Annotated in this window: 16 protein-coding genes; 5 read left to right on the top strand and 11 right to left on the bottom strand. The window is 55.5% G+C overall.

Annotated features, from left to right (window positions below):
• Positions 1-3: 3 nt before the first annotated feature.
• The 4 genes from rfbG to SYN_RS12480 form a co-directional block, all read right to left on the bottom strand.
• On the bottom strand, positions 4-1,092 hold the full coding sequence (gene rfbG, locus SYN_RS12465; RefSeq protein ID WP_202943566.1) for a CDP-glucose 4,6-dehydratase: 1,089 nt from the start codon (positions 1,090-1,092) through the stop codon (positions 4-6).
• 58 nt (positions 1,093-1,150) lie between these two features.
• The gene (gene rfbA / locus SYN_RS12470) at positions 1,151-2,029 is read right to left on the bottom strand and encodes a glucose-1-phosphate thymidylyltransferase RfbA (protein WP_011418531.1); all 879 of its coding nucleotides are present in this window, start codon (positions 2,027-2,029) and stop codon (positions 1,151-1,153) included.
• A 233-nt stretch (positions 2,030-2,262) separates the two neighbouring features.
• Positions 2,263-2,631, bottom strand: coding sequence for a MarR family EPS-associated transcriptional regulator (locus SYN_RS12475; RefSeq protein WP_011418532.1), 369 nt, complete (start codon positions 2,629-2,631; stop codon positions 2,263-2,265).
• Positions 2,632-2,734: 103 nt separating this feature from the next.
• Positions 2,735-3,439 (bottom strand): hypothetical protein, encoded by a 705-nt coding sequence (locus SYN_RS12480; protein ID WP_011418533.1) that lies wholly within the window; start codon positions 3,437-3,439, stop codon positions 2,735-2,737.
• Positions 3,440-3,612: 173 nt separating this feature from the next.
• On the opposite strand from SYN_RS12480, the gene SYN_RS12485 reads away from it, so the two are divergent.
• The 3 genes from SYN_RS12485 to SYN_RS12495 all read left to right on the top strand — a co-directional run bounded on the left by SYN_RS12485 (position 3,613) and on the right by SYN_RS12495 (position 7,751).
• Entirely contained in the window at positions 3,613-5,115 is a 1,503-nt protein-coding gene (locus SYN_RS12485; RefSeq protein ID WP_011418535.1) for an AMP-binding protein, read from the top strand.
• A gap of 37 nt (positions 5,116-5,152) precedes the next feature.
• Positions 5,153-6,445 (top strand): acetyl-CoA C-acetyltransferase, encoded by a 1,293-nt coding sequence (locus SYN_RS12490; RefSeq protein WP_011418536.1) that lies wholly within the window; start codon positions 5,153-5,155, stop codon positions 6,443-6,445.
• Positions 6,446-6,542: 97 nt separating this feature from the next.
• Entirely contained in the window at positions 6,543-7,751 is a 1,209-nt protein-coding gene (locus SYN_RS12495; RefSeq protein ID WP_011418537.1) for a 2,3-bisphosphoglycerate-independent phosphoglycerate mutase, read from the top strand.
• Between the two features lie 29 nt (positions 7,752-7,780).
• Here the strand turns inward: SYN_RS12495 and SYN_RS12500 are convergent, their stop codons facing one another.
• From SYN_RS12500 to acs, 6 genes are all read right to left on the bottom strand, one after another.
• Positions 7,781-9,472 carry a long-chain-fatty-acid--CoA ligase gene (locus SYN_RS12500; RefSeq protein ID WP_011418538.1) on the bottom strand — a complete coding sequence of 564 codons (1,692 nt, stop codon included), beginning with the start codon at positions 9,470-9,472 and terminating at the stop codon, positions 7,781-7,783.
• A gap of 141 nt (positions 9,473-9,613) precedes the next feature.
• The gene (locus tag SYN_RS12505; RefSeq protein ID WP_011418539.1) at positions 9,614-11,083 is read right to left on the bottom strand and encodes an OmpP1/FadL family transporter; all 1,470 of its coding nucleotides are present in this window, start codon (positions 11,081-11,083) and stop codon (positions 9,614-9,616) included.
• Between the two features lie 142 nt (positions 11,084-11,225).
• The gene (locus tag SYN_RS12510; protein ID WP_011418540.1) at positions 11,226-13,346 is read right to left on the bottom strand and encodes a heterodisulfide reductase-related iron-sulfur binding cluster; all 2,121 of its coding nucleotides are present in this window, start codon (positions 13,344-13,346) and stop codon (positions 11,226-11,228) included.
• Positions 13,347-13,445: 99 nt separating this feature from the next.
• Positions 13,446-14,423 (bottom strand): electron transfer flavoprotein subunit alpha/FixB family protein, encoded by a 978-nt coding sequence (locus tag SYN_RS12515; RefSeq protein ID WP_011418541.1) that lies wholly within the window; start codon positions 14,421-14,423, stop codon positions 13,446-13,448.
• Positions 14,424-14,451: 28 nt separating this feature from the next.
• On the bottom strand, positions 14,452-15,222 hold the full coding sequence (locus SYN_RS12520) for an electron transfer flavoprotein subunit beta/FixA family protein (RefSeq protein WP_011418542.1): 771 nt from the start codon (positions 15,220-15,222) through the stop codon (positions 14,452-14,454).
• 129 nt (positions 15,223-15,351) lie between these two features.
• Positions 15,352-17,322 carry an acetate--CoA ligase gene (gene acs / locus SYN_RS12525; RefSeq protein WP_011418543.1) on the bottom strand — a complete coding sequence of 657 codons (1,971 nt, stop codon included), beginning with the start codon at positions 17,320-17,322 and terminating at the stop codon, positions 15,352-15,354.
• Between the two features lie 968 nt (positions 17,323-18,290).
• Here acs and SYN_RS12535 point away from each other — a divergent pair.
• Both SYN_RS12535 and hflX read left to right on the top strand, forming a co-directional pair.
• Positions 18,291-19,592 (top strand): hypothetical protein, encoded by a 1,302-nt coding sequence (locus SYN_RS12535; RefSeq protein ID WP_011418546.1) that lies wholly within the window; start codon positions 18,291-18,293, stop codon positions 19,590-19,592.
• Positions 19,593-19,830: 238 nt separating this feature from the next.
• Positions 19,831-21,438 (top strand): GTPase HflX, encoded by a 1,608-nt coding sequence (gene hflX, locus SYN_RS12540; RefSeq protein ID WP_202943567.1) that lies wholly within the window; start codon positions 19,831-19,833, stop codon positions 21,436-21,438.
• On the opposite strand, the gene SYN_RS12545 is transcribed toward hflX, so the two are convergent.
• Positions 21,389-22,795 (bottom strand): 3-deoxy-D-manno-octulosonic acid transferase, encoded by a 1,407-nt coding sequence (locus SYN_RS12545; RefSeq protein WP_158302979.1) that lies wholly within the window; start codon positions 22,793-22,795, stop codon positions 21,389-21,391. The genes hflX and SYN_RS12545 overlap by 50 nt on opposite strands.
• Positions 22,796-22,810 lie beyond the last annotated feature (15 nt).

Consider the following 22,810-nt stretch of genomic DNA (forward strand, 5'->3'; position numbering starts at 1 on the left):
ATATTATCTCCTGGATGCTAATGTTTCTTCATATTTACGGATTTGAGACACACAGAACTGGTACATGTTTTTCATCCTTGATCCTGAATAAAATTCCTTATACCAATCCGCTGTCATCAGCAGACATTCATCGATCGTTAAAACACCGCGCCAGTTAAGCTCCGCATGAGCCTTGTCGCAATTCAGTTTGAGCAGCGTTGCCTCGTGAGGAGCCTGCGGATCTGACAGGTCTTTCCAGGAGCCATTACCCCAATATTGTATGAGTCGGTCGGCCATTTCACCAACCGTCAGATGACTGCTGTTACTGGAACCAAAATTCCATGCGCCTGAGTATCTTTGTGGATCATGACGCAGGGCCGCACCAAGCTGAAGATAGCCATAGAGGGGCTCCAGAACGTGTTGCCAGGGACGGATCGCATGGGGGTTACGGATACCGATTGTCTGCCCGCGGTGGAGAGCTCGGATGCAATCGGGCACAAGGCGGTCCACACCCCAGTCACCCCCACCAATGACGTTGCCCGCACGAGCGGAGGCGGTGCCGACCGACCTTTTCTTCGTGGCACTGGAAGAAAAAAAAGAGTTCAGATAAGCGTTGAAAACGAGCTCCGCACACCCCTTGGAGGCGCTATAGGGATCATGGCCACCCATGGGGTCGTTCTCCCGGTAGCCCCAGACCCATTCTTTGTTTTCGTAACATTTATCGCTTGTGATGTTGACCAGGACCTTGACGGAGGGATTCAGCCTGACGGCCTCAAATATATTGACTGTGCCACCGACATTCGTGTCGAAGGTCATTTTTGGTTCATTGTAGGAAAGGCGAACGATGGGCTGGGCAGCCAAGTGGAAGACAAATTCAGGCTGGTATCTTCTGAAAGCTTCGAGGAGGCAATTAAGGTCGCAAACATCTCCACGGATGTGGGTGATCTTATCCTGAAGTTCCGTTGCCTGAAAGTTGTTGGGATCAGTGGGAGGATCAAGAGAATAGCCAATGACGTCCGCCCCTGATTCCGCAAGCCAGAGGGCTAACCACGAACCTTTGAATCCGGTATGGCCGGAGATGAAAACCCTTTTAGCCTGGTATATAGTCTTCAACAATGTCAACTCCTCATCCCTCTTTAAAAAACTCACGAAAGGACCACTGCATATTTATTTACCTCTTCTGCTCGACCAGATTGATTAGGTATTCCCCATACTGATTCCTGGCCAGGGGCTGCGCCAAAGCCAGCAACTGTTCCCGATCGATATAGCCTTTGGCATAGGCGATTTCTTCTATACAGGAAATCTTGCGCCCCTGCCGCTGTTCGATGGTCTCCACAAAATTGGACGCCTGCAGGAGCGACTCGTGAGAGCCGGTATCCAGCCACGCGTAGCCCCGGCCCAACGTCACCACCCGCAGTGAATTCCTTTCGAGATAACACCGGTTCAGGTCGGTAATCTCCAGTTCCCCTCGAGCGGAGGGCTTCAGGTTCAGGGCGAAATCGACGACCTGCTCATCGTAGAAATAGAGCCCCGTCACGGCGTAATTGGACTTCGGCTTTTGGGGTTTTTCCTCCAGACTGACGGCCCGGCCATCGCCATCGAATTCCACCACGCCGTACTTTTCCGGATCTTTGACCCAGTAAGCGAACACTGTCGCGCCTTCCGGCTGAAAAGTCGCGGTCGTCAGCTTCTCGATCAGCCCATGACCGTAAAAGATATTGTCTCCAAGGATCAGCGCGCAGGGGTCGCCGGCGATAAACTCCCTGCCGATAATGAAGGCCTGTGCCAGGCCATCGGGGCTGGGCTGCACAGCGTACGAAATCCGGATGCCCCACTGGCTGCCGTCAAGCAACTGGGCTTGAAAAAGCGGCTGATCCTGCGGCGTGGTGATCATCAAAATATCCGTGATCCCCGCGAGCATCAGCGTGCTTAAGGGATAGTAAATCATCGGTTTGTCGTAGACGGGCATGAGCTGCTTGCTGACCACCTGGGTCAGCGGATAAAGACGGGTTCCCGATCCGCCCGCCAGAATGATTCCTTTCTGGATCATGATTTCTCCTGGATTTTTATCTTAAGCGTTATCAGACCACCCGGAAGTTCGAATGCCCCGCCGGAAAACAGGAACAGCGCGATTTTGTCAGCGAAATTGGGTGCTGTCCCTGTTTTCCGGCAGATACAGCTCCGCCCACTCGATTACAGACACCCGATTGAGACTCTCGGCTCCTGAACCGCGATCCGATTCCGCCACGAACTGCAAGCTGTTAAAAGGTAAACCGTCCGCGATCAGTCATCCGACCCGGAGGGGACTTCCTTCTGATTCAATTCCGCCTTCAGGAGCTGTATTTCTCTTTCCAGCGCTTCGTATTCCAGTAACTTCCGTTTCAGAAAATGATACGTGATTCTGGCTTTTTCCTCGAATCCCGCGGGGGTGAGATAATAGAGATAAGCAGAGCGGTTGTCGGCTTTCCTGAAGTTATGAACCTTGACCAATCCTTTCCCGACCAGCGCCTTCAACAGGAAGTTGACTTTTCCCAGACTGATACCCATCCTCTTCGCGAGTTCACGCTGAGTCAATTCCGGTGAAACAGTCACTTCACGAAGCAGTTTGAGAACGTTTTCATGTTCCGGATGAGGAAAACCAGGGTCACGCATTTTCGAGCACTCCCATAACGTTCATGTCATGAACGCTGGCAGACCCTATTAAGAGAAGCCGTCGAAAAAGTCAACCTTTTTGTGAAAACCGCTTCCCCCGATTTTATCCTGAATCGTCTTGCGCGGAGGGCTTGTTTGTTCCCGGGAAGGAAGGGGAGCCTGTCTTTGACGCGTGCCGGCTGAAATAAGCGAGAGTCGAAATGATCAGCATCAGAGGGATGCCGAGTTCGAGAATTTCCTCGGCGCTTTCCGCATACAGGGAATTCTGTCCGGCGATGTCCAGTCCCAGGCTTCTCAGCTTGCGGGGCAGCCCGTCGAGGCTCTTCGATATGGCCATGAAGAGCAGGGACACCCCCGCGGTCATGGACACGACATCCTTCTTTGCACAACCGGCCAGAAAGGGGCGCAGATATTTTTTCAGACAGTCGACGAGGGCGGCCAGCAGAATGAGAATCAAAAGAACGGCGATGATTTTTTCGCCCAGAGGAACCTGTGGACTCAGGAAAAACTTGATTTTGGTGATGCTCATCGTCGTGAATCTTGCGTTGAAATCCAGTTCTCTCAGCCCCAGGGCGACAACCAGGACGGCCAGGGAGGCGTGTCTCCTGATGAAACTCCAACCTCCCCTGATGAACATGATCAACGGAACAACAAAGTACCCCAGGGCGCTCATCAGTTCGATGGGACCGTTTTCCCTGACGAGGTTTGTCCGGGTATGATCATCAACAAGATGAAGGTATATAAACAAGACAACCAGTCCCGATATCACGGCGGCTGCCAGATGCAGATATCTTTTTTCATTCGGCATCACAGCAATTCACTCTTACTCCCCGCGCGGTTCAACTTTCGCGGGCGACCTTTAACTTTTTTCCCTTCCATATCGCCACAGACAAAAAGATTCCATCATTTTATTTTATTGAAAAAATTACTCTTGCTGTGTTAAGAGGGAGCACGAATTTTAGTAATCTGGAGACATAAAAAATGAATTTAGGACGGATGCTGGATGAAACGTGCCGGCGCTATCCTGACCACATTGCCGTCGTTCAAGAAGAACGGCGGCTGACTTATGCGGCCTTGAATGCGGCGGTCAACGCCCTGGGCAATGCGCTCAAGGACCTGGGGCTGGGAAAAAACGACAAACTGGCTATTGTTCTCCCCAACTGTCCCGAGTTTATCATTTCCTATTTCGCCGCCCAGAAAATCGGAGCGGTGGCGGTAACGATCAACACGGCCTCGACGCCCCACGAAATCCTTTATCTCCTGACCAACAGCGATGCCCGGGCTCTCATCACCACGTCGGCCTGCGCCGGCCGATTCGAATCCATTCTTCAGAACGCTCCGCTCTGCGGGCATCTGATCGTTGTCGACAGGCCGGAATACTCCCCCCCTTCCTCCGGCAACTTCGCTTCCTTCTGGTCCCTCATTGAAGAGTCCTCCTCATCCCTGGATATTCCGGAGCTTTCCGACGACGATCCCGCCGTCATGATTTACACCGCCGGCCTCACGGGAAAACCTCTGGGCGCGGTCCTGACCCAGCGCAATCTCGTCACGCAGTCCGCCCTTCTGGGTGATTTGTGTCACGTCACCGACACCGACATGGGCCTTTCGGTCATTCCTCTTTTCCATACCTTCGGAGCGGTCGCGAACATGCTGGGCGCCATCCGGGTAGGCGCGGGCCTCGTTCTGATGGACGCGTTCAATCTTGATGAAATCTTCCAGCTCATCTGCCGGGAAAAGGTCACGTTCATCGCCGCCGTCCCCCGTCTGTTCCTGGGAATGCTTTTTTATGAAGACGCGGACAAGTACGACGTCAGTTCCCTTAGATTCTGCATCACCGGCGGAGCGGCCATGCCCGCGCACTACGTTCCTGAATTCAATAAAAAGTTCCAAGCGACCCTCGTCGAGGGCTACGGCTTGACCGAAGCCTCGCCGGTCTGCACCTTGAGCAGGCCTGACGGCCCTCAGAAGCCCGGTTCCATCGGAACGGCCATCCCCGGTGTGGAGATCCGCATCGTCAATGACCAGGGTACGGACTGTTCCCTGGGTGAAGTCGGTGAGCTGATCCTGCGCGGGGACAACGTGATGAAGTGCTACTACAAGGAAGAAGAGGCAACGCGGGAAGTCATCGTTGACGGCTGGCTTCACACCGGCGACCTGGCATTTCGCGACAGGGAAGGGTTCTTTTTCCTTACCGGCAGGAAAAAGCGGATGATCATCACCAGCGGATTCAACGTCTACCCACGCGAAGTGGAGCTGGTCCTGGAAGGTCATCCCGCCGTCCGGGCCACCCTGGTGGTCAGCAAGCCGAATCTCCTGCGGGGTGAGATCGTCAAAGCCTTCATCGTCAAGGATCCCGCCATGCAGGCCGACAGCAGGCAGATTCTCCGGCACTGCAGGACCTATCTCTCTTCCTACAAGGTGCCGCGCGAAGTGGAATTCGTGGAATCTCTTCAGGAAAAGGATAAGATTCACGCATCAAATTAAATCAAATATCAACATCCAAGAAAGGAGATCGTTAACAATGAAAGATGTCGTCATCGTAAGCGGCGCCAGAACCGCCGTGGGTGCTTTTGGCGGATCGCTGAAAGGCGTGAGAGTTACGGATTTGGGAGCGCTGGTCATCAAAGAGGCCATCAAGAGAGCGGGGCTGCGGCCGGCCATCAGTGAAGAAGTGAAAGGCTGCCGTTGCGATACCTTCGGAGAATTCGACAAGACCGAAATCAACAAGAAATATTATGATTACGATGAATCCCTGACCCCCGTTTATTTCGACGAGTGCATCATGGGGAACTGCCTGATCGCCGGCCTGGGACAGAATCCCGGCCGTCAGTCCAGCATCTATGCCGGTCTGCCCGAAGAAACGAACACCATCACAGTGAACAAGGTCTGCGCATCCGGCATGAAAGCCATCACCCTGGCCGCCCAGATCATCAAAGCCGGCGATGCCGACATCATGGTGGCCGGCGGCATGGAAAACATGAGCAATGTACCCTACGCCCTGCCCGACGCCCGCTGGGGATACCGGATGAACATGCCTACGGGTTCCATCATCGACCTCATGGTTCATGATGGTCTCTGGGAAATCTTCAACGGCTATCACATGGGATTCACGGCGGAAAATATCGCCTCCCGTTATGGAATCAGCCGTCAGGCCCAGGACGAGCTGGCCCTCATGAGCCATCAGCGCGCCCGTGCGGCCATCGCCAGCGGCGCCGTCGCCGATGAAATCATCCCCGTTCCGCTGCCCGTGAAGAAAGGCGCGGCTCCGCAGTTTTTCTCCGTCGACGAGCGTCCCATGGACACCAGCCTGGAAAAGATGGCGAAGCTGGCCCCAGTCTTCAAGAAGGACGGAACCGTCACGGCGGCCAACGCCTCGGGTATCAATGACGGTGCGGCGGCTGTCGTCGTGATGAGCGCCGACAAGGCAAAGGAACTGGGCCTCAAACCGCTGGCGAAGATCCTCGGCTATGCCTCCGGCGGCGTCGATCCGGCATACATGGGTCTGGGTCCGATTCCGGCAACCCGCAAGGTCTTCAAGAAACTCGGCCTGACCATGAAGGACATGGACATCGTGGAACTGAACGAGGCCTTTGCATCCCAGGCCCTGGGCTGCGTCCAGGAAATGGGTGTGGATCTGGACAAAACCAATCTCAACGGCAGCGGGATCTCCATCGGTCACCCCGTCGGCTGCACCGGCGCCCGGATCACCTACAGCTTGGCCATGCAGCTGCAGAAGAAGAACGCGCACCTCGGACTCGCCACGCTGTGTATCGGTGGCGGACAGGGGATGGCCATTGTCCTGGAAAGAGTGTAAGAACAGGTATTCAACCAGATAACTGATTAACGATTGACCCGAGGGCGGGGACGGTTCTGTATTTTCCGTCCCCGCTCCCTGGATTCAGGAAGAGATCATGGACCCTCAATGGATGGATAAACTGGTCATCAAGAATGACGCAAAGATGGTTTTTCTCATTATGGACGGACTGGGAGGACTGCCCATGGACGGCAGACCGGGAACGGAGCTGGAAACGGCGAAAACCCCCAATCTGGACGCCCTGGCCAGAGGCGGCGTATGCGGCCTCCTGGATCCCATCGCCCCCGGCATCACACCGGGAAGCGGACCGGCCCACTTTGCCCTGTTCGGTTACGATCCGGTGTCCACCAATGTGGGGCGGGGGCTTCTCTCCGCTGCCGGCCTGGATTTCCCCATAACGGAGCGGGATCTCTGCATGCGGGTCAATTTTGCCACAATGGACGCCTGGGGGCAGATCACCGATCGCCGGGCTGGCCGCATCGATACAGAAACCAACGAACGGCTCTGCCGAAAGCTGAAGGAAGGCATCCGTCCCGCTCCCGGAACGGAGCTCTTTTTTGCCACGGAAAAGGAACATCGGGCATTGATCGTGTTGCGCGGAGACAACCTCCACGAGGAAATCACCGAAACCGATCCTCAGCAGACCGGCCTGCCGCCGATATCTCCCCGGGCGCTCGTCCCGGAAGCTGAATTCACATCAGGCCTGCTGACGGACCTGCTGGCTCAGGCAAAAATGGTCCTTGCCGATGAACCCAAAGCCAACATGCTCCTCCTGCGGGGTTATGCCCGATATCATCGTTTCAAAAGCATGTCGGAACGATTCGGTCTTTCTCCCGTGGCCATTGCGAGCTACCCCATGTACCGCGGCATCGCCCGCCTGCTGGGAATGACCGTTCACACCCCGACATCCTCTCTGGAGGAAGAAATCTCGGCCCTGGAAACGACCTGGCCGGATTACGACTTCTTCTTCGTGCACGTCAAACCGACGGATTCCCGGGGTGAAGACGGCAAGTTCGATGAGAAGGTGAAGGTCATCGAAACAGTGGACGCCCTCCTTCCCCGGATTACGGCGCTGCATCCCGATGTCCTGGTCGTCACCGGCGATCACTCCACTCCCGCCACCCTTGCCGCACACAGCTGGCATCCCGTCCCTGTTCTCCTCGCCGCCAAAACATGCCGCCCGGACCGGGTGGAACACTTCGGCGAAGGGGATTGTCTTTTCGGAGGGCTGGGAAGAATGCCTACGTCTTCCCTGATGACCGTGGCTTTGGCCCATGCCGGACGTCTGACCAAATTCGGGGCCTGAGAGGCCGACGCCGGAGGAGGGATCCGAGTTCAGTCATTTTTCCGCTCGGCCTCCCGAAGCTCGCGATGCAGAATTTTTCCCACCCTGGATTTAGGCAGTTCCCTGCGAAACTCGATGATCTTCGGCAGTTTGTAAACGGCGAGTCTTGTCCGGCAGTAATCCATTAATTCCTCTTCGGTCGCGATTTCGTCCTTCTTCAGGACGGCGAAGACCTTGACTTTTTCCCCCTTTTTCTCATCGGGGATGCCCACCGCGCAGGACTCCGCAATCTTCGGATGACTGTTGAACACCTCTTCGATTTCATGGGGATAGATGTTATACCCCCCGGAGATAATCAGATTCTTCTTCCGATCCACCAGAAAGACATAGCCGTCACGGTCCATCAAGGCGATGTCCCCCGTATAACACCATCCTCCCCGGATAATGCCGGCCGTCTCTTCCGGTCGCCCCTTGTATCCCTTCATCACCTGAGGCCCGCGGATAATCAGCTCCCCACGCTCGCCCAGAGGAACATCGTCAACGCCTTCAACAGGATCAACGATCCGGCAGAGGGTGTCGGAAATGGGCAGCCCCACACTGCCGATCTTCCGTGCGCCATCGGAAAAGGGGTTGATCAGGGTGACCGGACTGGTCTCCGTCATGCCGTAGCCTTCGACGATCACGGCCCCCGTCTTCAGTTCGAACTCCTGGCGAAGCTTCCCGGAAAGGGGCTCCGCCCCTGAGAAGGCTCCTTTCAGGCAGGTCATATCCGTTCCGGCAAAATCAGGATGATTCAGCATCCCGGCATACATGGCCGGAACGAGGGGGGCAAAGGTCGGGCGATACTTCCGGATTGCCTCCAGCAGAGGACCCGATTTCGGCCTGGGAACAAGGATCTGTGCCCAACCCTTGAAGACGGAAAGATTCATTGCCGTCGTCATTCCAAAGGCATGAAAATACGGCAGCGCACCCAGCATGATTTCTCCGCCCTTCCTGAATTTCGGGAACCAGGCGGCGCACTGCTGAACCTGCTTGCTCAGATTGGCATGGGTCAGTTCCACACCCTTGGGCTGTCCCGTTGTCCCGCCCGTGTACTGGTACACGGCCACATCAGAGAAGCCGCAATATCCTTCAGGAAGCAAGAGCGGATCACTCCGGAGGCAGCTTTTCCACGAATTCACATCCGGCGCTCTTTTTACCGGGGCGGATATTCGCTTTCTCCGGGCAAGAAGCCGAAAGAGGAGGCTTTTCGGAAAAGGAAGATATTCGCCAAGGGAAGCGACAACGATCTGCCGGATCTTCGTTTTGCCTCTCAGGTCAATCATCCGGTTGCCGAGCAGATCGAGGGTTATGACGGCGCAGGATTCGGAATCATTCAGCTGGTGTTCCAGCTCCGGGTCCGTGTAGAGTGGGTTGTTCATGACTGCAATCGCGCCGATCCGCAGAATTGCGTAATAGGCGATAACGCAAGGGATGCAGTTGGGTAGAAGAATCGCCACGGCCCGGCCACGCCCTATGCCCTGACCGGACAGGAAAGCCGCAAAGCGATCCACCAGCTCATTGAACCGGCGATAGTTCAGGGCATATCCCTGGTACAGCAGGGCGTCCTGATCGGGAAACTCCGCAGCCGACCGCTTCAGGATATCCGACAGGGAAAGCTCCTCGTAAGCGATGTTTTCCGGTACACTTCGCTCATAGGATTTCAGCCAGGGCTTGTCCTGGTAACTTATTTCCTGCGACATTTTTTCCGCATAGATATTGCTCTCGATTCGAGTATTTTCCAGCCCTCAAGTCCCGGCCGCCGGTTGGTGAGAGAACTGGTTTATCCTTTCTTCCAGATCTTTTGCCAATTCTGCTGATCGTGAAAATGCCCGACTTTTTATTCAGTATCGGTAGCTGATCGTCATGCCGGCGCCCCAGAGGTGGCCGTCTCCGGAAAGAGAAACCTTCGGCGCTCCCTGTCCTCCCAGATAGCTCTCATTCAGATTCCGGCTTTCTCCTTCAATTTCTCTTTTCCTGGCCGTGCAGGTGTACTGAACGACTCCATCCAGATTGACGGTTCCCCAGTTCAATCCGATTCCCAGGGCATAGGTGCGTTTATCGCCGTCGGGCCACTGCATGTCGAAGGTTGAATCGGGTATCGGCGAGGGGTCATAAAACCAGGAACCACGCAGTGCCAGAATGTCATTGACCTTCCACTCCACCCCGCAACGAAGCTGCGTCGTATCCTCCCAATTGCGCGCATAATACTGCTCCGTCCGGCCGGGATTGTACAGTCCCAGAGCCGGTGCATCCAGAAACTTCCTATCGAAGGAGAGCGTGTACCCCTTGATGGAGGACCAGCGCGTCCACACCAGATCGACTTCCAGGGAAAGCGACTCGACGGGCTGATAACGGATGCCGCCCTGGATCTGCTCGGGAGAGTCGATTTTCGTCGTCGAAGAAACACAGGTGTTGTAAACCGATGCGCCTGTCCCGGTCAGGTCGTCTCCCTCGTTCACACCCTTTACCTGCGTCGTTCCCCGGAATTTCGTTTCCGCTCTGCCTCGATACGTCAGTCCCAGGGAAAGAGCTTTCAAAGGCTTGATCAGCAGCCCGGCATTGATGGACCAGTTTCCTTCATCCTCCATATCCGTATCAACAAAGCGGTTATGAAGTCCCGGCAGGGCCGGGAAATAGGTCCAGTTTTCCACTCCGGTAAAGGAACGGCCTAAAGCGATGCCCAGACCGACTGAAACCTGATCATGGAGCTGCCACGCTGCTGCCGGACTAATCACCTCCCGCCGGTACCATGAATGATAGCTGTTGTAAACCCCGGGATTGTCGGATGTCGTGGGCCACCGAATATCCATGCCGCAGGGCGCGTAAAGGCCGACGCCTGCGGTTACGGAATCGGATACGGGAAGGGAAAATCCCAGATGGGGAACAATCAGTGTATGTGACCTGTCGCCAAACCAGTCCGGTCCGATCGCTGAAGAACCGGCATTCATCCCGTTTACGGCATACCTTGAAACCTTCATTTCCGGCTTGACAACATGCGCGCCCAGCGAAATCATGGCGCTTCTTATCTGCGTCAGCGTGGCGGGATTGTAGTAAACAGCAAAAGGATCATCTCCATAGGCCGAAAATGCGCCTCCCAGGGCTGTCGCCTTGGCTCCGATCCCCTGGGTGTCGACATTCCCGGCATGAAGTGAAGGAGTAAAGATGATCAACATGAGCATTATACAAAAAGAGCCGAATTTTCTCATTATCCCTTCCCTGTCGATTTTCTTGCCGAAGTGTTTGTGTGCTGTGCGCGCCTCCCCTATCGCAAAAAAGCCCCTGTCCTGAGCAGACCGGGGCTTTTTCGCCATCCTTGTTATCCTCTTTACGGCTCAGGGCACTTGCCCTTGTCGTTCCAGAGGAGTCTTTCTTCCTCGGAAATATCCTCCTCTTTTTCGCACGAGGGGAGTACGAGGTTAAACTTCCAGTTTATCTCGAGAATTCAGTTTTTCCTTAAGCGGTCTCTTCCGTTTCCGTCCCTGCTTTAGACGGCTCGAGATCCATGGCCTTCCAGACGATCTCGGCGATATCCAGAGATACCATGGTTTCTTCCTTCTGGCGATCCTTGATTCCGTCGCTCATCATCGTGAGACAGAACGGGCAGGCCACCGCAATGGTCTCCGCGCCGGCTGCAATCGCCTGATCGGTCCGCGCGTCATTAATGCGTTCGCCGATATCTTCTTCCATCCACATCCGGCCTCCACCGGCGCCGCAGCAGAAGCTCTTCGCGAGATTCCGCTCCATTTCCGTAAGTCTCAGGCCGGGTACAGCATTCAACACCTTTCGGGGCTGATCGTAAATCTTGTTATACCGCCCCAGGAAGCAGGAGTCATGATAGGTGACAGTGCTTGCCAGAGGTTTCTTCAGTGCGATCTTGCCCTTCGCAAGCAGATCGGCCAGAATCTCCGCATGATGATAGACTTCGAAATTTCCACCGAAGTGCGGATAATCCTTTTTCAGAGCATTGTACCCATGGGGGCAGGTGGCGATGATCTTCTTCACGCCATAGCCGTTCATGGCCTCGATGTTCATCTGCGCCAGCGTCTGGTACAGATATTCGTTGCCGCCTCTCATGGCCGAGTCGCCGCAGCAGCATTCCTCAGTACCGAGAATACCGAATTTCACCCCGGCCGCCTGCAGGATCTTCGCAAACGCGATGGTCACTTTCTTGCCGCGGTCATCGAATGAACCGGCACAGCCGACATAGAAGAGATATTCCACGTCGGGATCTTCCGCCAGCGTCTTGACTCCCAGATCCTTTGCCCAGTCAGCCCGGAGGTGAGCGCCCACGCCCCAGGGATTGGAATTGTTTTCCATGTTGCGGTAGGTCAACTGGAGTTCCGGCGCGAAATCGGCCTCCGTGAGGACCTTATACTGTCTCATATTGACGATCTTCGGCACATGCTCGATGGCCGCCGAACAGTTTTCCATGCAGTACATGCAGTTCGTACAGGCCCAGAGCTCATGCAGATCGATGACTTCACCCACCATGGCCTTTTCGGCCTCAGGAACCTGCAGTTCACTACCTGCCGCCGCGGCCTTCTGCGCCTCGACAAAGGCCGGAGCACGCTGCTCCCAGTAGGTTTTCAAATCCTGAACCAGTTTCTTCGGGGAAAGCGGCTTGCCGGTCAGATAGGCCGGACAGCCATCCTGGCATCTGCCGCAGCGCGTACAGGCATCCAGGTCGAAAAGCTGCTTCCATGTAAACTCTTCCAGTTGCCCGACACCGAAGGTTTCCGCGTTCTCGAAATCCCGAATGGGCTCGATCGTTCCGGTCGGCTTCAGATCCGTAAAGAAGTGGTTGGCCGACGTCGTAACGATATGGAGCAACCTTGAGAAAGGAATATATGCGATAAATCCAAGAGCGATGAAGGTATGCAGCCACCAGAAGAATTTATGGGCCGCCTTTGCCGAATCCGTTTCAATGCCGGTGAATAAATGTGAAAGGGTCCAGCCCGCGAAAGACCAGTATTCCCAAGGTGTCTCGTCGATTGTAACAGAAATTCTCAAGGCTTCGATGATGAATCCCGTAACGATAATACCGCCGATAAGAAGCAGAACAATGGCGTCATCGGGCCTGTTGTCCGGAACTCCCTTGTAACCCAGTCGATCCGGCTTCGACAGATATCGCCTGTCCGCTGCCATAAGCACGCCCACCAGAACAGCCAGGCCAAACAGATCCATGAGAAATGAAAAACCAAGATAAAAATTCCCTCTCAGGAAAGCCACGCCCAAGGGTTCCGTAATGTGAAATTCCGTCGCATCAAACGCCGCCCCGAAGATAAGCACAAAAAATCCAAAAAAAATCAATCCATGCATAATACCGGGATAGGCATCGGCTGAAGTTTTCACCTGCAGCAGCGCATTGCGAAGCAGCAGTTTGACCCTTTCACCCATGTTGTCCATTCTCAGTTCGGGCTTCCCCAACGCCTTCCACATCTGCCAACGTCGATAAAGTCCGTAGGCAAGGATAAGCAGGGCTACTCCCGTAAAAAGAAAAAGGAAGGGCTCGAAGTGTTCCGCGTTCCAGAATACTTCCCTTCCTTCATTCCCTATACCTATAGGCTGTACCATAACTCCTCCCCTGTTCCAGAGCGGCCTGTATCGATTGATTCAGCCGCCTTATCGGCATGACAAGGCGGCTGAATCGGTAACGCTGACCGCTATATCAAACTAACCAACAAGTTTCTTGCACTCTTTTGCCAATTCGGGGATCACCTTGAAGAGATCATCAACGATCCCGTAATCCGCCTTCGCAAAAATCGGGGCCTCTTCGTCTTTGTTGACGGCCACGATAAACTTGGATGAACTCATGCCGGCCAGATGCTGAATGGCTCCGGAAATACCGCAGGCCACATACAGATTCGGGGAAACAACCTTTCCTGTCTGTCCGACCTGATCCGCCTGGGGACGCCAACCTGAATCGACGGCCGCTCTGGAAGCACCCACCGTCGCGCCCAGGACATTCGCCAGTTCTTCAAGACAGGCATATCCTTCCGCCCCGCCCATTCCTCGGCCTCCGGAAACAATGACCATGGCTTCCGTCAGGTCGATCTTGCCGCTGGCGTCTTTCTGAACTTCAACAACCTTGGTCTTCAACTGCGATGCATCCAGTCCGGCATCAAATTTCGTTACCGCACCGGCCTTTGCATTTTCGACAGCCGGGAAAACATTCGGTCTCAGGGATGCCATCTGCGGAAATGCGGAAAAGACGACTTCACCATAGCATTTCCCTGCATACATGGGACGAACAGCAACCAGCTTGCCGCCGTCGATCTTTACTTCCGTGCAGTCCGTGGCCAGTCCGGTAGCCAGTTTTCCAGCTACGCGGGCGGACAGGTCTTTGCCCTGCGCGGACGCGCCGAACAGCAGGATCGAAGGATCGTTTTCCTTAACGATTTTCGCAACCGCCGCTGCATGGGCATCCGTCGTGTAGGGTTCCAGGGCTGCGTCATCAGCCACGAAAACCTTATCCACACCGTATTTACCCAGTTCGCCTGCAATTCCTTCCACACCTGAACCCAACAGGACGGCGCCTACCTCTTCACCCAGCTCATCCGCCAGCTTCCGGGCAGTGCTCGCAAGTTCAAAAGAAATCTTGCGAAAGGCGCCATCTCTTTGCTCTGCTACTATCCATACACCTTTTGCCATGTTAATTATCCTCCGTGATCAGTAAATATTAGATGACCTTCGCCTCTTCTCGCAGCAGTTTGGCCAGTTCCGCAGCCTTAACCGCCGGATCGTCGCCCGCGATAATCTTTCCAGGAGGTCTGGCCGGAGGCGGTACCATTTTGGCGACTTTAGACTTCGATTCAACACTGACACCCAGGGCAGCCAGGTTTTTAACGTCAACAGGCTTCTTCTTGGCTTTCATGATTCCAGGCAGGGAGGCATAACGGGGTTCGTTCAACCCTTTCTGTGCCGTGACCACGGCCGGCAGTGAACTTTCAATGACAAACGCCGCGCCTTCCACCGGACGGACGACCTTGACGGTCTTTCCATCGGTTTCTTCCTTGGTGACGACGGTCAACTGGGGAAGGCCGAGAAGTTCCGCCAGAATGGCTCCAACCTGTCCGGAGTCGTCATCGATGGCTCTCTGTCCGCAGAAAATGACGTCATAGGGGATCCCTTTGATCGCCGCGGCCAATGCCGTTGCCGTTGCATAGGCATCCGCGCCTTCAAGAGCGGGATCGTCGATGTGAATGCCTTTGTCGGCGCCCATGGCCAGGGCAGTGCGGATTGTCTCCATCGCTCTTGCCGGACCTGCGCAGACGATCGTGACGTCTCCACCGAGCTTTTCCTTCAGTTTTAAGGCTTCTTCCACGCCGTATTCATCATAGGGGTTCATGACCCACTTGATGCCGGATTCATCGATTCCTGAACCGTCCGGCTTTACCTTGATCTGGGCTTCCGTATCCGGAACCTGCTTTACACACGCAACAATATTCACATGTCCTCCTTCCGGAATGCTTACATACCGGATGGATTATCCGGCATATGCATCCAACCTCTTTTTTTTCTTTTTATAGCGTCCGGTGCAGCGCCGGAAATTCGGTGCTGCACCGGTCGTTACCTTGAATTACAGTCTGTTCTTTACCAGATCGTCCACGACGGCGGGATCGGCCAGCGTGCTGGTGTCGCCCAGGTCGCCAAGCTCATTGGCGGCAACCTTCTTCAGGATGCGCCGCATGATCTTGCCGCTTCTTGTCTTGGGAAGACCATCCGCCCACTGAATCTTTTCAGGGGTCGCGATCGGCCCGATGATCGTTCTGACGTACTGAGTCAGTTCTTTCTTCAGGTCTTCAGACGGTTCGAAGCCGGTCTTCAGGGTGATGTAGGCATAGATGGACTGCCCTTTGACCTCGTGGGGATAACCGACCACGGCGGACTCGGCAACCTTCTCATGAGCGTTCAGGGTCGCCTCGATCTCGGCGGTTCCCATGCGGTGACCGGAGACGTTGATGACGTCGTCGATACGACCGGTGATCCGGTAGTAGCCGTCCTTGTCGCGCAGCGCGCCGTCACCGGAGAAGTAATTGCCCGGATAGGGTTCGAAGTAGGTTTCCTCATAGCGTTTGTGGTCGCCGTAGATGGTCCGGGTGATGCCGGGCCAGGCGGTCTTGAAGCAGAGAGCGCCGTTGGCTTCCATGTTCTTCAGCTCTTCACCGGTCTGATCGTCGACCAGAGTGGGAATGACACCCATGATGGGCAGTGCCGGTTTGGCCGGTTTGATGTCGATGGCGCCGGGCAGAGGCAGAATCATGTGTCCGCCCGTTTCGGTCTGCCACCAGGTATCGACGATCGGGCACTGGCTGTTGCCGATCTTCTCGTAGAACCACTGCCATGCCTCGGGATTCAGAGGCTCGCCGACGGAGGAGAGAACTCTCAGGGAGGACAGATCGATTCCCTTGAGCCATTCGTCGCCTTCCTTGGCGATGGCGCGGATAGCCGTCGGCGCGGTGTAGAAGGATGTGACCTTGTACTTCTCCACAACCTGCCAGAAACGGCTGTAAGTCGGATAGTTGGGAACGCCTTCGAACATGATGGAGGTTGCGCCGAGGGCGAGAGGTCCGTAGACGACATAGCTGTGGCCGGTTACCCAGCCGATGTCGGCGGTGCACCAGTGAATGTCTTCATCATGGAGATCAAAGGCAAACTTGGAGGTGTAGGCGGCATAGAGGAGATAGCCGGCCGTCGTGTGGAGGGCGCCCTTGGGCTGTCCCGTTGAACCGGAAGTGTAGAGGATGAAGAGGGTGTCTTCCGCATCCATCTGCTCGCACTCGCAGTTGGCATCCACCGTGGCCATTTCATCATGCCACCAGAGGTCTCTTCCCGGAGTCATGTCGCACGCGATCTTGTCGCCAACGCGCCGGACGACGATGACTTTTTCGATGGTGGGGCATTCCTTCAGGGCCACATCGGCGTCCTTCTTCTGAGGAACGGCCTTGGCGCCGCGGAAGGTGCCGTCGCAGACCACGAGGAGTTTCGCCTGGGCGTCCTGAATGCGAACAGCCAGAGCGTCGGAGCTGAATCCACCGAAAACGATGGCGTGGACGGCGCCGATACGCGTGCAGGCCAGCATGGCGATGGCGGCTTCAACCACCATGGGGGTGTAGATGCAGACGCGGTCGCCTCTCTTGATGCCGTGCTTCTTCAAAACATTAGCGAACTTGCAGACTTCCGTATGGAGATCCTTATAGGTATAGGCCTTCTGCTCACCGGGTTCGTTGCCTTCCCACTGAATGGCCACTTTGTCGCCCTTCGTTGCCAGATGGCGGTCCAGGCAGTTGTAGGAGACGTTCAGTTTCGCGCCTTCGAAGTACTTCACATGAATCGGGCCTTTGCGAATGTCAAAGTTGAAATCCTCGACCTTGTCCCACTTCTTGTAGAAGGTCAGGATCTCGTCAGCCTGCTTCGCCCACCAGGCAGCCGAATCGGCAATGGATTCCGCATACAGTTTGTCATACTCTCCCCGGCCTTTCACCCAGGCTTTTGCCTTGATTCTCTCAGGTACCGGATAGAACTCTTTCAATATCGACTCTTCTCCCATTTGTTACCTCCCTTTAAGGTTTTTATAATTTAAACTTCGGTACTTCCTGAACATTTTTTCGAACTGGGATGTACCCACTCTATTTTCAAAGCAGGACGGGACGTTACGCACGCAAACTGTCCCCCCCTCTCTCTTCTTTTGTTCGGATTTAACATGTCAGAAAAGATGCGCGATGGAAATAACACACGAGACACGGAATGTCACCTGAAATTTGAAATTGAATTAAAAAAAAGGATTTTACCCCGGCGAGAATGCACGCGAGGGAATTACGGCTGCAAACCACGCTGATACGCGCTTTGCACTATATCAATGTGGCCTTCATGTCAAGCAATATTTTCTGGCGGGAGACCGTGGTAAAACTTCATCACTCCGCCGGAAAGTGTGTCTTTTTTGCCACGCATATTTTCGCGGAGGGAAAGAGCGGCAGATCGTGTGTTTTCCGGCAGGCGGCCGGGAGAAGAAGGGGGGATGACGGCCTTCCCCTACAACGGAAAGTATATGCATTCCTTCATAACCCCCACTATCTGGTAGACCATGGATCGCGCAACAGACAGAGAAGGGAGCGCGGGAAAGCAGATGATGTGTCATGAGCCGTGACTTTCGAACTGGCACAGTAACTGCTTAGTGAAAATCAAAGAAGGCATCGTGTTCGTGTTCATTGACCGTTCGGAGTTCAGGATAAAAAAGAAAATACCGCAATTCGTTTTCCGTTGACAGGCCGCGGCCTGGTGATGGAGCTTGACAGTGCAGCACTCCAGTGATACGAATGCCGAAAGATGTTATGAAATAAAGAAGCGAAAGGAGGTACAAATCGGGAGAAAGAATGCAGAAACGGCGTTCCCGGCCGGGCGGAAGGGTGTTGAACGCAGTTGACGCAAAGTGTCGCCGTTCAATTCATTCAGGAATGATTTTCCAATGCCCGTTGGAAAGTCAGAACCAGAAAAAAACAATGTTTTCAGGAGGAAACAATGAAAAGATTTTGGGTAGCCTTACTCGCTGTCGCGATGGTCGCCGGATTCGCCCTGAGCGCCTCCGCAGCGGATGTAAAGTTCAGCGGCACCTACTATGTCCGCGGTCTTCATGCGGACAACTGGGGTCTGTCCAATGACGAAGCCTCAAGGAGCCTTTACGGCCAGAGACTGAGACTGAGCACGGAATTCAAGATCGCCGAAGGGTTGACCTTGAACACCCGGTTCGACGCGCTGGAAAGAAGATGGGGAACCACCAAGGAACTGGTTGGAAGTTATGGTTACGGCAACGATGATGAGAACATCTCCTTTGACCGCGTCTGGGTCAGCTTTGCCGTTCCCTTCGGCAGATTCGATGTCGGCCGCACGATGACCAACACGAGCTGGGGCACCATCTTCGGCGACAACGATACCGACACGGACATGATCCGCTATGTGGGCAATTTCGGTCCGTGGGAAGCTGCCGCGTTCACTGAGAAAGTAAAAGATAATTCCTATGTTGCGGCTAAAACCGGTACAGCTTGGGCTCCATCTGTCCCCTGGGCCGGGAAAACTGACGGCGACTATGACAATTACGGCGTTTACGGCAAGTACAAGTGGAATGGCGGCGTGGCCGGTCTCCAGGTCATGTACACCAACGATGCATCGACCACTACTTACAAAGACAGATATTATACCGTTTCTCCCTACGTCCAGACCACCTTCGGTCCGGTCTTCGTAGAGGCGGAAGTCAACTATCAGTATGGCGAGAGAGAAAGTGACGTCGCAGGTGGCACTGATGTTGACATCAATGCCTGGAGCGCCTATGTGCATGGCAAGGGAAATATCGGTCCCGCCTATGTCGGCGCCTTCTATGCGTTTGTCTCCGGTGAGGATGCCGGTGGCGATATAGAAGCATATCAAGGTGACGGTGGTGGAACTTTTGATCCGGCTCTGATCCTCTGGGGTGAAAAGAACAACAAGTGGCTCGGCAATTTAGGCGGCAATTCACTCACCGATGCCCAGACAGACGGCTACATGAAAAACGCCCATCTGTTCCAGGTTTATGCCGGTTACAAGCCCATGCCGAAACTGGACGTCAAGGCCGCAGTGAGCTACGCGATGGCTGATGAAGAAGCTGCCGGTCAGGATGACGAAATCGGCATCGAAGCGGATCTGACCGCTGCTTACAAGATTTACGACAACCTGACCTATACGGTCGGCTTCGGTTATCTGTGGGCCGGTGACTTCTACAAGGGCACCACAGCCAAAGCAATCGACGATACCTACCTGCTCATGCACAGACTGGATCTCAGCTTCTAAGCTGAAGCTTCTCTTCGAGTTACACGGTATCTGCTGAAGTTCAAGCGCCCCGAAGGCATGTCCTTCGGGGCGCTTTTATTTTTTCATCTCCTTCCTTGACCGGATGAGACACATCTGATAATTTTTCCCGTCAGCAGGAATAAAATCATTTCCGCAACCGATCCGGGCGCTCATTTCAGTGCGTCTTTTCCAGAAGGAGCTATCGACCATCCAGAAAATATACGGAAATCTAACCGGCTTGAAGCCGATCCAGATCAAACGCCTGGAGCAGTTCTACCGGAGGCGGGTGCCGCCCGATGCAATCGTCACCCAGGAAATGGCCCGTCAGCTCACGGAACTCTCCCGGGAGCTCAACCGGCAGCTGGGGGTATTGCTCAGCCGGCGGGGCGAAGTGGCCTGTGTGATCGTCGGCACCCATAAGGGCATCCTCATCCCCAGCCTGGAGGGATTCCGTTCCTCATCGGCCCGTTTCAAGGGGCTCCGCCTGATTCATACCCACTTGGGTCCCGACCCCCTGAATGCCGAAGACCTCAGCGACCTGGCGCTTCTGCGCCTCGATCTCATCTGCGCCGTGGAAACGGGCCCCGACGGTCTCCCCGGCATCGTCCACACTGCCCATCTGATTCCCGAAAATCCCGACGGCGGCTACTGGCGGGTTGAACCGCCCCAACGAATCTCCGATCTGAAGGCGGATTTCCTTTCCTTCATCGGCGCCCTGGAAAACGAGTTCGCCCGAACCCAGCGTTCCCGCAAGGTGGATTCCGCCGACCGGGCGATTCTTCTTCGCGTCGAAACGAATCCCCTCTTCGACAGCGAGGGGTCCCTGGAGGAGCTCAGGGAACTGGCCCACTCCTGCAACGTGGAGGTATTTGACCGGATCATCCAGCACCGCCCCCAGCTTGACCCGAGGTATCTCCTCGGCAAGGGAAAGCTCGCCGACGTGATCATCAAGGCCCTGCAGATCGGCGCCAACCTGCTCATCTTCGATCACGAGCTGACGCCCGCCCAGGTTCGTTCCATTGCGGATTTCACGGAGATGAAGGTCATCGACCGGACGCAGGTCATCCTGGACATCTTCGCGCAGCGCGCCCACAGCCGGGAAGGAAAGATTCAGGTGGAGCTCGCCCAGTTGAAATATCTTCTGCCCCGCCTGGCGACGCGCCATACGGGCATGTCCCGCCTCACGGGGGGAATCGGCGGACGGGGACCGGGGGAAACGAAGCTGGAAGTCAATCGGCGGCGGGTGAGGGACCGGATTCTGCATCTGGAGGAAGACATCCGGAATATTGAAAAGGCCCGGGGGCAGCGGCGGCTGAAACGGGAACGGACGGGTCTGCCGGTGATCTCGATTGTAGGCTACACCAACGCCGGAAAATCCACCCTGCTCAACACCCTCACGAAAAGCCGCGTCTTCACGGAAGACCGTCTCTTCGCCACCCTGGACCCGAAAAGTTCACGGCTGCGCTTTCCCCGGGATGCGGAAGCCGTCATTACCGATACGGTGGGCTTCATCCGCGACCTCCCGGCGGATCTCTTCGCCGCCTTCAAGGCCACGCTGGAGGAACTCTATGAAGCGGACATCCTCCTCCACGTCATCGATGTAAGCAACCCCGGCTTCGAAAGCCACATCGCCGCCGTGGAAAAAATCCTGGAAGAGATCGGCATACAGGGAAAAGCCACCCTCCGGGTCTTCAACAAGGCCGACCGCTTTGCCGACAAGGCCCTGCTGTCGACCCTCTGCCGGCGCTTCAACGCCATCGCCGTATCGGCCCTTCAACCGGATAGTCTGGGGCCGCTCATGGAGCAACTGGAAGAGATCGTTTCCCCCCCAGATGAAACCCGATGAGATCGGCATAACGTCGGGACGCCCCGGCATTGGCGGTGACGGCAAGACGGCCCTGTTCGCCCCGGCGTCTCAACTCATCGGGATCCGCCAGGAGCGACAGCATCGCCTCCTTCAGTTCCGCTTCGTCGGCAACGGGAATGCCCGCGCCCGACACTTCCAGCAGAGCCTTCTCCCCTTCAAAATCGTCCATGTGAGGTCCGTAAAAGACCACCTTTCCCCAGGCAGCCGCCTCCAGAATATTCTGTCCCCCTTTGGGAACAAGGCTCCCCCCGCAATATACCACGGTCGCCAGGCTGTAGATCCTGAACAGCTCGCCGATGACATCCACGAGAACGACGCGTTCCCCGCGCCGCTGCGTGCCGTCGTTGATCTCCGAAAGCCGGATGACGTCCGCGAAACCGGCCTGCCGGATCTGTTCCGCCACGGATTCGGCCCTCTCGACATGGCGAGGCGCCAGGATCAATTGAAATTCAGGATTGAACGCCAGCAGTCGCCGGTAAACCGACAGGCAGATTGCTTCCTCGCCTTCATGGGTGCTCCCCGCGACAAAGACAGGGCTTCCGGGATAAATATTCAGTTTCCGGGCGATTTCCGCCTGCAGAGCGGGGGAGGTCCTGAAAGCCAGGCTGTCATATTTGGCGTTGCCGAGAATCGAAACCTTTGCCGGCGGTGCACCCAAGGCAAGAACCCGGCAGGCATCCGTCGCTGAAATCATTCCCAGACCGTCGAGACCTTCCAGCAGTCCCTTCCAGAAAAATCGAGTCCGTCTGTAACGGCGGAATGACCGGGGAGAAATGCGCCCATTGATCACGACGACCCGAATTCCCCTCCTCCGGCATGAAGTCAGAAAATTCGGCCAGAGTTCCGTTTCCGTCAGGATGAAGATGTCCGGCTGCACCCGCGTCAGCATCCGGTCCACCACAAAGGACAGATCCAGGGGATAATAGATGAGGGCCGTCGCCTCGGGAATGAGTCGCTGAGCCATTTCCTGGCCTGTTTCCGTACTCGTGGATACGACTATGCAGGCCCCGGGATAATCCTTTCGCAGTTCGGCAACCACCGGAGCGGCGGCGGTCACCTCGCCCACGGAAACGGCATGCACCCAGATGCGCGGACTGCCCTTCATCGCGGAAAAAAGTTCTCCCCCGGAGTAAATACCCAGCTTGGGGCCGAGGCTTTTCCGATACTTGCCGGTCAGGAGCATCCGGATGGCGTAATAGGGAATACCGAAAAGTGCTGCCAGAGGCAGCAGCAGATTATAAAGAGAAATCATGGGGCGGCCCCGTTTTCCGGAAACCTCCGGCTTTCCCCTTGACGGCCCGGCGGAGATGTTGTAACGGTTTCCGGGTGATGTCATCTTTAATCTGAAATT

Origin of the sequence: Syntrophus aciditrophicus SB, assembly GCF_000013405.1 — a bacterium.
GTDB classification, from domain to species: domain Bacteria; phylum Desulfobacterota; class Syntrophia; order Syntrophales; family Syntrophaceae; genus Syntrophus; species Syntrophus aciditrophicus.